The sequence below is a fragment of the Acinetobacter sp. YH12045 genome, from assembly GCF_013419925.1.
GTDB lineage: Bacteria > Pseudomonadota > Gammaproteobacteria > Pseudomonadales > Moraxellaceae > Acinetobacter > Acinetobacter amyesii.
Genome location: NZ_VOZE01000006.1, coordinates 86,180 through 98,861, shown reverse-complemented (window position 1 = coordinate 98,861; position 12,682 = coordinate 86,180). Strand labels below are relative to the sequence as shown.

The 12,682-nt window shown below is 41.5% G+C and carries 13 protein-coding genes; 4 read left to right on the top strand and 9 right to left on the bottom strand.

All coding sequences use genetic code 11. The features are described from left to right. The first annotated feature begins 84 nt into the window (after positions 1 to 84). A complete protein-coding gene (locus FTU02_RS10055; RefSeq protein ID WP_180156958.1) occupies positions 85 to 1,803 on the top strand; it encodes a cation:proton antiporter in 1,719 nt (572 codons plus the stop codon). A 186-nt stretch (positions 1,804 to 1,989) separates the two neighbouring features. Continuing rightward, on the top strand, positions 1,990 to 2,232 hold the full coding sequence (locus tag FTU02_RS10050) for a hypothetical protein (protein ID WP_180156956.1): 243 nt from the start codon (positions 1,990 to 1,992) through the stop codon (positions 2,230 to 2,232). A 74-nt stretch (positions 2,233 to 2,306) separates the two neighbouring features. On the opposite strand, the gene FTU02_RS10045 is transcribed toward FTU02_RS10050, so the two are convergent. From FTU02_RS10045 to FTU02_RS10025, 5 genes are all read right to left on the bottom strand, one after another. Beyond that, on the bottom strand, positions 2,307 to 2,585 hold the full coding sequence (locus FTU02_RS10045; RefSeq protein ID WP_078192732.1) for a hypothetical protein: 279 nt from the start codon (positions 2,583 to 2,585) through the stop codon (positions 2,307 to 2,309). 105 nt (positions 2,586 to 2,690) lie between these two features. Next, positions 2,691 to 3,194, bottom strand: coding sequence for a DUF6586 family protein (locus FTU02_RS10040; protein ID WP_078189695.1), 504 nt, complete (start codon positions 3,192 to 3,194; stop codon positions 2,691 to 2,693). Between the two features lie 75 nt (positions 3,195 to 3,269). Then, complete coding sequence (locus FTU02_RS10035; RefSeq protein WP_180156954.1) at positions 3,270 to 3,632, bottom strand: ASCH domain-containing protein; 363 nt, start codon at positions 3,630 to 3,632, stop codon at positions 3,270 to 3,272. Positions 3,633 to 3,674: 42 nt separating this feature from the next. Then, the gene (locus FTU02_RS10030) at positions 3,675 to 3,926 is read right to left on the bottom strand and encodes an RNA-binding protein (RefSeq protein ID WP_078189697.1); all 252 of its coding nucleotides are present in this window, start codon (positions 3,924 to 3,926) and stop codon (positions 3,675 to 3,677) included. Between the two features lie 86 nt (positions 3,927 to 4,012). Further along, entirely contained in the window at positions 4,013 to 6,001 is a 1,989-nt protein-coding gene (locus FTU02_RS10025; protein WP_168377891.1) for an ATP-dependent helicase, read from the bottom strand. Between the two features lie 220 nt (positions 6,002 to 6,221). Between FTU02_RS10025 and FTU02_RS10020 the strand changes: the two genes are divergently transcribed. Beyond that, entirely contained in the window at positions 6,222 to 6,605 is a 384-nt protein-coding gene (locus FTU02_RS10020) for a hypothetical protein (RefSeq protein WP_180156952.1), read from the top strand. A gap of 65 nt (positions 6,606 to 6,670) precedes the next feature. On the opposite strand, the gene FTU02_RS10015 is transcribed toward FTU02_RS10020, so the two are convergent. Next, positions 6,671 to 7,801, bottom strand: coding sequence for a glycerate kinase (locus FTU02_RS10015; protein WP_180156950.1), 1,131 nt, complete (start codon positions 7,799 to 7,801; stop codon positions 6,671 to 6,673). Positions 7,802 to 7,884: 83 nt separating this feature from the next. On the opposite strand from FTU02_RS10015, the gene FTU02_RS10010 reads away from it, so the two are divergent. Then, the gene (locus FTU02_RS10010) at positions 7,885 to 8,334 is read left to right on the top strand and encodes a carboxymuconolactone decarboxylase family protein (RefSeq protein ID WP_180005282.1); all 450 of its coding nucleotides are present in this window, start codon (positions 7,885 to 7,887) and stop codon (positions 8,332 to 8,334) included. Positions 8,335 to 8,411: 77 nt separating this feature from the next. On the opposite strand, the gene FTU02_RS10005 is transcribed toward FTU02_RS10010, so the two are convergent. The 3 genes from FTU02_RS10005 to topA all read right to left on the bottom strand — a co-directional run bounded on the left by FTU02_RS10005 (position 8,412) and on the right by topA (position 12,681). Next, on the bottom strand, positions 8,412 to 8,984 hold the full coding sequence (locus FTU02_RS10005; protein ID WP_078189701.1) for an HdeD family acid-resistance protein: 573 nt from the start codon (positions 8,982 to 8,984) through the stop codon (positions 8,412 to 8,414). Between the two features lie 126 nt (positions 8,985 to 9,110). Further along, positions 9,111 to 9,869, bottom strand: coding sequence for a hypothetical protein (locus FTU02_RS10000; protein WP_180156947.1), 759 nt, complete (start codon positions 9,867 to 9,869; stop codon positions 9,111 to 9,113). A gap of 169 nt (positions 9,870 to 10,038) precedes the next feature. After that, complete coding sequence (gene topA, locus FTU02_RS09995; protein ID WP_078192741.1) at positions 10,039 to 12,681, bottom strand: type I DNA topoisomerase; 2,643 nt, start codon at positions 12,679 to 12,681, stop codon at positions 10,039 to 10,041. Position 12,682: the final 1 nt, after the last annotated feature.

Genomic DNA, 12,682 nt, shown 5'->3' with positions numbered 1-12,682 from the left:
TTCGAATTGCTAAACTTTCAAAATGCTTTTGGCACTTTTTGTGCTTGTCTTTTTTACCCTTAACTTAGGCTTAAGGAGTTTTTAGTGCCTCATGATGTAGAACTCATAATATTACTTGCTGTTGGCTTTGGTTTTGCCTTAATTTTTGGCTATATAGCTGCGCGCCTGCGACTTCCTCCCCTCATCGGCTATCTGATTGCCGGTATTATTATTAGCCCAAATACGCCTGGAGTAGTTGGCGATATCCATCTCGCTAACCAGCTGGCCGAACTCGGTGTCATGTTCCTGATGTTTGGCGTGGGTATGCACTTTTCACTCAATGATTTGATGCAAGTCCGTCGTATTGCCCTCCCCGGTGCCATTTTACAAATTGCAGTGGCGACCTTACTCGGTATGGGAATTTCCATGCTTTGGGGCTGGAGCATGGGTTCAGCTTTAGTGTTTGGCTTAAGTTTGTCGTGTGCAAGTACTGTCGTTCTACTCAAAGCCTTAGGTGATCGCGGCTTACTCAACTCCGTCAATGGTAAAATTGCCGTGGGTTGGCTCTTAGTTGAAGACTTGGTGATGGTTTTGGTCCTGGTCCTTCTGCCTGCAACTGCCGTACTGCTTGGCGGCCAACCGCTCACAGAAAGCAGTGCTGATGAAAATATTTGGCTAACCTTAGGTCTAACTTTACTCAAAGTTGCTGGCTTTATTGCCTTCATGCTGATCATTGGTAAACGTTTAGTGCCAATGATTATGCAAGTGGTTGCGCGCTTAGGCTCACGCGAATTATTCACGCTCACTGTGGTTGCAGCAGCCGTGTCTATTGCCTTTGGTGCCTACAAGGTATTTGGTGTATCCATGGCGCTGGGCGCATTTTTTGCCGGTATGGTGGTCAAAGAGTCTGACTTTAGTCACCGTGCAGAAGAAGAAACCCTTCCGCTTCGTGAAATTTTTTCAATTTTGTTTTTCGTCTCCGTCGGCATGCTGTTTGATCCACGGATCTTGATTGAACAACCGCTTCATGTCTTAGCTGTGGTCGGTATTATCATGATTGGTAAGACCATCGCTGCAATGGCATTGGTATTGTTCTTCCGCTACCCCATCAATACCGCATTAACCGTTGGGGCGAGTTTGGCGCAGATTGGTGAGTTCTCATTTATTTTGGCGACCTTAGGTGTATCTCTAAATCTCCTTTCAATGGAAGGTCAAAATCTGATACTGGCAGGCGCTTTAATCTCGATTACGCTGAATTCATTTATATTTTCAGCCATCGAGCCTATTCAGCGACTCATCCGTGAGCGCTCGAATTTGGCCCGTTTACTGGAACGTAGTAGTGACCCATTAGCCATGTTGCCGGATGAGGTCTCACAGGATTATCTGCGTGATCAGGTGGTGCTGATTGGTCATGGTGAAGTCGGTCGTCGTATTACCCGCGAATTAATGAATGAAAACATTAAAGTGGTTATTGCTGAAGAAAACCGTGAAATCGTGGAAAACTTGCGGGAAAAAGGCATCGCTGCGGTATCCGGTGTAGCAACAGAACCTGGGGTTTTAATTCAAGCCCATATTCAACACGCACGCCTTTTGGTCATTTCACCTATGGATATTTTAGATATTCATAAAATTGTCGACATTGCCAAAATGCTGAATCCGTCTATCCAAGTATTGGTTTGTGCGGAAAGCAAAGAAGAAGCTGAAGTCATTCATCGTGACAATGTCGGTGAGGTTTATTATGCCAAAGAGGAAATGGCAAAAAATATGAGCAATCATATTTTAAATCAAATCCAAATTGCCCATCACCAAACTCCGACACACTAAACTAAGTACCTAATTAAGTTCTTATGAGCAAAACCCAAAAGGCGATGTGTTAAAGCATCGCCTTTTTTTAATGGATATAATTCATTAATTTTAAAATTACAACTAATTGAATTTAAAAACATATTGATAAAATGAGCATCAAACGAAGCATCATTTTAAAAACTTCAAACAAGAAACGAGAAAAACATGTACATTCTCTATTTAGGCTTTGCCATTATTTTAATTGGCGGTCTGGGCTTTCTCATCGCTGCATTTAAAACCAGTATTTTATGGGGACTGGGCTGTCTATTGTTTTATCCCATTTCCATCGTCTTTCTGATTCTGTATTGGCAAGATGCCAAAAATCCTTTTTTCTTACAGCTCATCGGGGTCTTTATTGTATTTTTAGGTTCGATACTGATCTCACCTACTGAACTGGGCACAGTCTAAGTGTCATTTTGGGCATAAAAAAACGCACCGAAAGGTGCGTTTTCATCATGATCTAAAAATCAGTGCCTATATGATTAGCTCATATATTTAGGCTTTTCATCGACCACTTCGGCATGCCATTCATCCACTTGTTTTTCTAACAAACCAAACAATGCAGCCTGAATCATTTGCTGAGCGATCACACTCATTTGATCGCCCAAAATATTGCGTAATTCTTCATTGAATTGGATAGTCACCAAAGGCTCTTTTTCTGAGCCTGCATTACGCAATGCCAACTCACCACCTTCCAATTGAACCAGCTCTAAAATTGCTTCCTGGTTCCCAAAGAGTTCTTTCAACTGTTCTATAGACATATATCCCTCCATGCGCAACATGGTGATAAAGGCATCTGCACTTTGTATTACTTAGATAATCTTATATCGGGTTAAATAAATTTATTTCAAGTAGCAATAGTCCAATTAGAACTCCACCATCTCGTTACGAAATCCATCAATTAATTGAGTTAGATCACGATGCCATTCACGCAAAATAGCGGTATCTGGCAACCATGCTTGCGGTGTTTGGGTAACTTTAATAATTAAATTTGAAGACGTTTCATCTTCTGGCTCTGGTGCAGACGGTTCAGGTGCATATTGACACATACGATGTGCGCGTTTCAGCTCTGCAATAAAGCCCTGCTTTGCCAATTGCTGCATAACAGTCACTTCAGGTGATACCTGACCTTTTTCAGCCATCAGCGTTTCAATCGACTTTAACGTGGGCGCAGGATCATTTAAACGATAGTAACGCACCAACTCTTGTAAAAACGCAAGTACTGCACCATGCAAATGAAAAACCGCTGCTTCGCGATAAGCCTGAGCTTGTTGAACATGATCGGTCTGCTCGGCTTGCTGACATGCAAGACGGGTAAAATATAACTTTTGATTGGTACGATCAGCATGAAAGCGAGCAACACGAGACATGAACAATTCCCTAAATTTTGGCGTTTTTCTACAGGAATAAGCTTAAACGGATTTTTAGGAAATTCACAATAAATATTATGGATGATCGATTTCAATTAAATAAATGTCACGCTTTGCGGGAACAGGCATATCCCAATCAATCATCCTGATATTTTCCAGACGCCAAGCCCAGTACCCTGCTGCCCAATATGTCGCCTGCGCTTGCTCTACCTCTGTTTCAGTCCATGCATGAACGTCATATACATCGACCATCGCCACTGCACGTCCAATATCTTCATCTCCGCTTTCATGTAAGTAGCGTTGATTTTCCACGATCACTAAATCTTTTAAAGGCAAATATTCGGGCTGCCATGAGCGGACTTCAAGCGTTTTAAGCCCACAAGCAATGTTCGAACCAGATGGCGCAACAATCGACAAAGCCGAGTAGCATTTTTTCATAGATCACCGATAAAAAAAGGAGCGTTACGCTCCTTTTTGAATTTATGCTTTAGGCTTATCTTCAGCCGCTTTTACGCGAATACCCGCACCTTTGACTTTCAAAGTATTCAGGCCTTTAATCGCTTTTACAGCTTCACGACCATTTGGCATTTCGACAAAACCAAACCCTTTCGATTTACCTGTGCTTGCATCCATAACAACAACAGCAGACTCTACTGCGCCAAATGGTTTAAACAGTTCAACCAATTCTGCTTCAGTAACTGAACGCTCTAAGTTACGTACTAAAATTTTCATTCAATCTTCCAAATAGACAGCATCATCAAAAAGCATTTGTCTATTTTGCTTTTTAACTTGCGTGTAAATCACGTCAAAAATCTATTTTAATCGAGATCGATACCAAAATCTAAATTAATCGATTTTCTTTCGATTAACGCACTTTTTACGGTTTGCTGACGGGTTTTATAGTGTGTTTCCAAACTACATAAATTTCGAGTTAAATCATTCATAAAGTAACTTTCTACTTTACGCCCTTGCTCATCCACAGTTTCACGTGCCCAGTGGTTCAAGTTTTGCTTAGTCAAAATCAATTCATTTTGCGCACGTGTCAGCGCCACATATAACACGCGACGCTCTTCTTCCACCTCATCGAAATTACCCTGAGCACGTGCATGCGGGTATTGCCCTGGTGTCACATTTGCCACATAGCAAACCTTTTGTTCTGTCCCTTTAGCAGAGTGAATGGTAATCAAAGTGACCACATCACTATCTGATTGCCGTTCAATTTCAGAAATGGACACAGGATCGAGCACATACTCTTCAAGAAATTCACTGAGCTGTGTATGCTTTGATGCTAGTTGTTTCACCAGATCAAAATCCCCGACACGTCGGTTCCAATCTTTTTTATAGTTTTCTTCTAGCTGCTCAGAAATCGCTTGAACAGCCAAGCTTACACATTCTTTGACCTGATCTTTCAACACCGACATTTGCTTCATCATCAGAATCGCTTGGTCAGGTACTTTGCCAAATTTTTCCAACTTGGTTGCAATGGCTTGCATTTCTGGCTCAAGTAAAATCTGCTGCGATAACTTACTCGCACCTACATCACCCACACCATTCCATAAGGTTAAAAAGCGCATCCACGCGATATCATCTAAAGGATTGGCCACTACACGCAATACACTGAGTAAGTCTTTTACATGGGCTGTTTCAAGTAATTTCATGCCGCCAATAAAGCGATACGGCACGTTTGCGGCAATACAGGCCGCTTCAATATGACGAGCAGCAAAGCTTGAACGCACAAGCACCATATGATCCGACCATTTGCTGCCTTCGAGGTAATGACGCTCTTTAATATCAATGGCAATCCATTTGGCTTCATCAAACTCATTCGGGAAAATATGCATTTTCGGCTTAATCCCTTCACCACGATAGGCATCTAGGCGTTTGTCATATTTAATTTCACTTTCATCCAACAACCAATTTGACAGATCTAAAATTTCTTGGGTTGAACGATAATTTTTTTCGAGTTTGAAAATCTGTGCGTCGGGTACACGCTCTTTGAAATGATGAATATTTTCAAAATCTGCACCACGGAAACCGTAAATGGACTGTGCATCATCGCCAACACAGAACAAGCTGACACGTTCTTTTAATGGCTCAAGTAACGCCCATTGCAGAGGATTGGTATCCTGCATTTCATCGACCAACATGTGGCGACAAATCGAAGCCACATAATCGACCAGTCCATCTGATTCCGCCAAGGCTTTCGCTACAATCGCCAAGATATCGTCATAATCTAAAAAACTACGCGCACGTTTACGAGCTTCGTATTCTTTCATGATATCCGCGATTTGATCTTTTAAAGCAAAGTACTCAGGCATTTGCTTTTCCATGGCAATGCTAAGTTTTTGGCGCGTATTCCGCGCAAAAGAATATAGGTCACAGAGTTCTTTTGGCTTGGGTAAGTGATTGGGGTTTTTCTTATCATCACGGCCACGAATCAGGCGGAACATCATGAGTTGATCATCACGATCAATAATCGAAAACTGTTCTAGACCAAAAGCTTTTGGAATACGGCGCAAGAGGTACATACAAAAGGTATGAAAGGTTGATGCACGTAACCCTTTGGCTTGCTCACCTAGAGCCAACTCCACACGAGCAACAATTTCACTCGCTGCACGGCGAGTAAAAGTCAAAATTTGAATTTGATTAGCAGGCACGCCTTGATCAATTAAATAAGCTGCACGCGCTACGATGGTTTTGGTTTTACCACAACCTGCTCCCGCCAAAACCAAGCTATGCTGTGCTTCTGTTGTTGCGGCTTGTTTTTGTTGAGGATTTAATTCATCAATCAGGTTGGCTAAACTCATATGTACTCATCATTTCATGGATAGGTATAGTTTAGCAGATTGAAAAAAAATACATGCTAATGTAGGATCAAAATGGCTTTGTTGCACAAAGATTTCATAACTATATGATTTTAAAGGTTTTGATTTATTTTTTAATCCAAAATTAAATTTATTTAAATCAGATGCTTACATATTTATGCAACGAAGCCGATCAAAATTAAAACTAGAAAACGATAAGTTTATGAAAAATTTTAAGCTAATTAACCATTTCCTTCAGCCAGTTTTATTACTCATAATATTTACAAATCATCCATCTTATGCAAAAAAATTGACTCAAACTGAATTTGATCACTTGATAAGTAAAAATAATCAGAAAGGAATTCAACTCCATGATGATCTAGCTGTAGCTCTAATTTCTGGCAATCATAAGCTTATATCCGATAATTTATGTGCAACTTATAAAATGAGTAAAGCACAATATGAAATTGCTTCAGAGAATTCTGAATTATTAAAAGCGAAACGGGCAAAAGAAAATGCAATAGAAAATATAAAAAACATTGAAAATATAATTCCAAAAAATCAAAAACCAATGGAAAAATATTGCAAAGATTTTCAACCAAATTAATCATATTTTCTAACTATGATTATCTTAAAACTCACTAGATGCATGTATAAATTTTACCTTGATTTTTATTTCAAACATCTCATCACATTTCTACAGCAATGTTCCAAATTTAGTTCCGCATATTTTAATGCATCTTCCAATTTACAATCTGGTGGGTTAATCCCAACAATCTGTGTGAAACCTAAATCATAGAGTTCTGCTATCCCCTCACCTACTAGACCAGTAAAGGCGATCACAGGTTTATTACACTTTTTTGCAACCTGTGCCACACCAAATGGTGTTTTACCGAACTTAGTTTGATGATCAATTTTCCCTTCACCTGTCAGCACATAATCTGCCTGTGCTATTTTTTCATTCAACTGACATTGTTCAATGACCAATTCCACACCTGATTGCATCGATGCACCCGCAAAAGCCATCAACCCAAAACCTAATCCACCTGCAGCACCTGCACCTGCGACATCACGTAAAGTACAACCCAGTGTCGCTTCAACCACATCGGCATAATGACTGAGGTTCTGATCTAACTGACGCACCATCTCCTGCGTTGCGCCTTTTTGCGGGCCAAAGATATGGGATGCACCATTTTCACCACATAGTGGATTCATGACGTCGCTGGCAATGATAATTTCTGTATGCGCTAACCGTGAGTCGAGCTGCGTCAAAAAAAGACTGTTAATTTGATCAAGACAACCACCACAAACTGCTATTTCCAAGCCATTTTCATCTAAAAATTGCGCCCCCAATGCCTGTGCCATACCTGCACCGCCATCATTGGTCACACTCCCGCCCAAGCCAATGATAATTTTACTTACTCCGAAGTCTAGAGCAGCCTTGATCATTTCGCCCGTACCATAAGTTGACGTCAGTAAAGGATTTCGCTGAGCAATATCGACAAGATGAATTCCATTGGCTTTTGCCATTTCAATCACCGCAGTTTTTCCACCGTCAATCAAACCGAAATACGTCGTCACACGTTGATTGGGCAAAGGACCTGTAAGCGCTATCGTCACTTTTTGGCCGTCGCAAGCACTGAGTAACGCATCTACAGTTCCCTCACCGCCATCTGCCATTGGCACAGCGATGACATTGGCGTCAGGTATGAGCTTTAAAATTGCACGCTGCATCGCGTCACAGGCTTGTTGAGCACTCATACTTTCTTTAAATGAATCGGGCGCAAGAACAAAAGTGGTCATCTAAATGCTCAAAATAAAACTTGTCCTCAACCATAACGGTTTTAAAATAGCAGGTATATCTAAAAACATCAGAAAGGTTCGAAATGTCACGAATCAACCTAGGTCAGTCTGCACCTGAACTGTATAAAAAAGTTGCAGAACTTGATGCACTGGCAATGCAAAAAATAAATGAGTCTGGCCTAAGTGAAGGTTTAGCCCATTTACTGAAATTACGTGCATCCCAAATCAACGAATGTGCATTCTGTATTCGCATGCATGCGCAAGATGCACTTAAAACAGGTGAAAGTATTGAACGCATTAGCCTACTCAATGCATGGCGTGAAACTGCGTACTACGATGAAAAAGAACGTGCGGCTTTAAGCTTGATCGAAGCAATTACATTGATTGCCGAAGGCCAAGTTCCCGATGCAGTTTATGAAGATGCCCTACCATTTTTAACTGATGATCAAATCAGTGCGATTGAATGGCTCGCGATTGTCATTAACACATGGAACCGAATTGCAATTAGTAGCCGCTATAGCGTGAAACCTTAACGGGTTGTACACATTAAAAGTGAATAAAAAAAGAGTGCCTCAGCACTCTTTTTTTATTTATCGGAGACGCAAGCAACTTACTGCTCTGCCGAGCTTTTCGGCACTTCACGTCGAATATAAGATGCCAAAGTAAGGTAGTTGACCCCTTGGAATAAAATATCAACCGCCAAGAATAATCCTAATACCCAAAATGGCGCATCAGGCGACATCAAAATGATCACACCCGTAATCAAGGTCAATAGACCTGAAAATAGCGTCCATCCCCAGCCTTGAAATGCTCGAAATAGCACAGCATTAAAGATACGAATGACCCCTGCAATGATCAAGATAATCGCCAATAAATTGGTCAGGACAATGGCCGTTTTGACAGGCGTTGTAAATGCATAATAACCTGCGACCAAATACAGCACACCAAATAGTGCCCAGAACCAGCGGTAACCGCCTTCAAAAATTTTAAATGCTGCAATGAAATGTATTACGCCACCTAACATCATCAGCACACCGAAAATATAAATCACCGTAAGTGTCGCAAATGGCAAAGCTGCCAAAAGGACCAATCCGAAGACCACCAATAAAGCACCTAAACCGAGATACCACTTACGGTTTTCATGGAGCTGACTGCGAATTAAATCGTTGCCTACTGTTCTCATGTTTTTTCTCAAGTTATTCGTTATTCAATGGATTATGCAACTTCATGATGAAGAAAAATGACAGAAAAGTCCAAATCTTATCCACACTGCCAATTGAAACTGTGGATAAAATACGCATTATCCACATTATTTTTTCCATCCCACTTCAATCGCTGTGACGTCATTCACCACAGTATCAGCTAAATCTTCAGGCATTTTACTTTGCGTCTGTGAGGTAGGAATATGCCCCGCCATTAATTCAGCTTTGCTTTGTGGAAACAAAGGCTGCCGCTGGGGTTCTGCATAACCGACAGGGAAGATAGGCTGACCTGTGGCCAAATCATATTTATCAGTTGCACCAAAAGCGTGTAATAACTCATGGGCTAAAACGATTTTATTCTGCGCTGTCTGTTTATTCGATGCAAATAAATTCACCGATCCAATTCGACCATTTTCCAAGGCTGTGGAATGTTTAAGTTCTTTGGTTTGGGTCGGATCGTAATAATTTAAAAATAGCGTGACACTCGAAACACCATCCACATTTTCATGCTGCTGCCAAGCATAGTAGCGGAATTTCAAACTCCATAAGATAATGTCCAACATGCCAGCATCATTGGGTACTTTGGGAGGTAAAACTTTCAGCTCGCGACCTAACTTAAAATACACATAAGTCGGTTGTCCTCGGTATTTCTGTGCTGTCGCTTGTAAATATTGTTGAACATCGTTTAAATCATTGACAGAGAGCTGCTGTATATACGCTTGTGTGCTCTCTCGACCATCTGCATTAATTGGATGTAACAATACAAAGATCGGTTTACTCCAGTCTTGGTTTTTGTCTTTATAGGCATTGACTGCGACAACCAATAAAATCAGCAATAAACACAGTACCCGAAGTTTTTTCCACATTCCCCAAGATCTCAATTAATTTTTAGCGTTTATTTTCAGAATTAAAACAGAACATCCTTAGAATGTCTTGCTCAATTTAAAAGCTCAATCGATTACTTACTTTAAAAAATCCTTGATCAAAAGACATAAAAAATGCCGACCGAAGTCAGCATTTTATTGATTTTAAAGCTTAAGCCTCAACCCACTTACCATCTTGGTACACCAAAGACCATTTGGTTTGCTTGCCTTCAGCATTTTCAGAACCAATATATTGCGCTTGGTTTTTACGGCTGAATTTCACCAATGTTGGGTTTCCTTCAGGATCGACATCCGGTGCTTGTAAGATGAACTGATATTTTGCATCCAACTGATCTGCGACAGAACGTAGTTCAGCCACTTTCGGTGCACGAGTTTCACGTACTTTCGGGAACTTACTTGCAGCTAAGAATAAACCTGCTGCGCCATCACGAAGAACAAAGAAGTCATCATGTTTGGTTGAACGTAAGTGCTCCATTTTAATCGGATCTACACGTGGAGGTGCAGGCTGACCGCTCTTCAACACTTTACGTGTATTGTCACAGCTATTACATGCAAAGTAAGGACCGAAACGGCCTGTCTTCAATTGCATTTCGCCATCACATTTGTCGCACGGAATGGTTGGACCATCATAACCTTTGATTTTGAACTCACCTTCTTCAAGCTCAAAACCAGCACAGTCTGGGTTATTACCACAGATATGTAACTTACGACCGCCATCAATCACATAGCTGTCCATGGCTGTTTCACAGATTGGACAACGTTTTTTCGACATTAAATCTGCTGTTTCTGCCGAGTCATCGTCAGACAATGCAGCCAATGATTCTACAGGTGTCAGGTTTAAAGTTCCCTTACAACGCTCTTTTGGCGGTAAGTTATAACCTGAACAACCCAAGAACACGCCTGTAGTCCCTGTACGAATCTGCATCGGACGGTCACATTCTTTACAGTGCACCGCATCCACTTCTACAGGTAAATTACGGCGCATGCCATTTTCACCCTGAGCTGTGGTTAAGCGTGTTTTAAAATCACCGTAGAAGCTATTGAGTAACTCTTTCCAGTTACGATCACCATCGGCGACTTTATCCAGCTGGCCTTCAAGGTCTGCCGTAAATGCATAGTTCATCAAGTTATTGAAGTTTTCATCGAGACGGTCTGTCACGATTTCACCCATTTTCTCGGCGAACAAACGACGGTTATCGAGCTTCACATAACCACGGTCTTGAATAGTTGAGATAATCGCAGCATACGTCGATGGACGACCAATCCCTTTTTTCTCAAGCTCTTTGACCAAAGATGCTTCAGTGAAGCGCGCAGGTGGTTTAGTAAAGTGTTGCGATGGATCTAATTTTTCAAGTTTCAGTACTTCACCGACTTTTACAGCAGGAAGCAGTACATCATCATCCGATTTATTTTGACCACGCACTTTAGTGAAACCATCAAAGACCAATGTACGACCTTTGGCTTTGAGTTCGACGCCATTGGCATTGACTAAAATCGTTGATGATAAATATTCTGCTGGAGTCATTTGACATGCAACGAACTGACGCCAGATCAAGTCATAAAGACGCTGTGCATCACGCTCTACACCCACCAAACTATCGCCTTTTAGCGCTACATTTGATGGACGAATCGCTTCATGGGCTTCTTGCGCACCAGCTTTATTGCCGTAGCGATTTGGTTTAGCCGGTAAATATTTTTGACCAAACTCAGTTTCAATATGACCACGAACCATATTCACAGCGTCATCACTCAAGAATGTTGAGTCTGTACGCATGTAGGTAATAAAGCCGGCTTCATATAAACGCTGCGCCAACATCATGGTTTTCTTCACAGAAAAACCTAAACGTGTACTCGCTGCTTGTTGCAGTGTAGACGTGATGTATGGCGCACTTGGATTAACCTTGGTTGGTTTATCTTCACGAGCTGAAACTGTGTAGTCGGCATCTTTAATCAGGTTCAGTAAAGCATCCGTTTCAGCTTTATTGTGCAGTTTTAAAGTCTTGCCATTTTGCTTCACCGCTTCTAAGCGGATATCGTCTTTCTTCGACTTGGTATCTGCAAAAACTTGCCAAAACTCTTCTGGAACGAAGGCACGAATTTCACGTTCACGCTCAACCACAAGTTTAACAGCCACAGATTGCACACGACCTGCCGATAAACCACGGGCGATTTTTTCCCATAAGAGTGGCGAGATCATAAAGCCCACAATACGGTCGAGGAAACGACGGGCTTGTTGAGCATTGACTTTATCTGTATCGAGGCGAGAAGGATGTTTAAACGCTTCTTGGATGGCATTTTTGGTAATTTCGTTGAACACCACACGTTGATAACGTGAGTCGTCACCGCCAATCACTTCTTTTAAATGCCAAGCAATTGCTTCTCCTTCCCTATCCATATCCGTTGCGAGATAGACCTCGTCAACTTGCGATGCAAGCTTTTTCAGTTCTGCAACAACATGTTCTTTGCCCGGTAGGACTTCGTACTGTGCCTTCCAGTCATTTTCAGGGTCTACACCCATACGATTAACCAAAGCTTTTTGTGCTTTTTTGGCTTTTTCAGCTTCAGTTAATTTTGCACGAGTTACTGGCTTTTTCTCTGCTGTTTTACTCGAGCCGCCTGTAGGTAAATCACGGACATGACCCACCGATGATTTCACGATGTAATCAGAGCCCAAATATTTATTGATTGTTTTCGCTTTTGCAGGCGATTCCACAATCACTAACGCACGCTTTTTCCCAGCATCGGCAGATTTTGCTGTGGTACTTTTAGATGTGGACCGAGGAGCGTTCGCCATA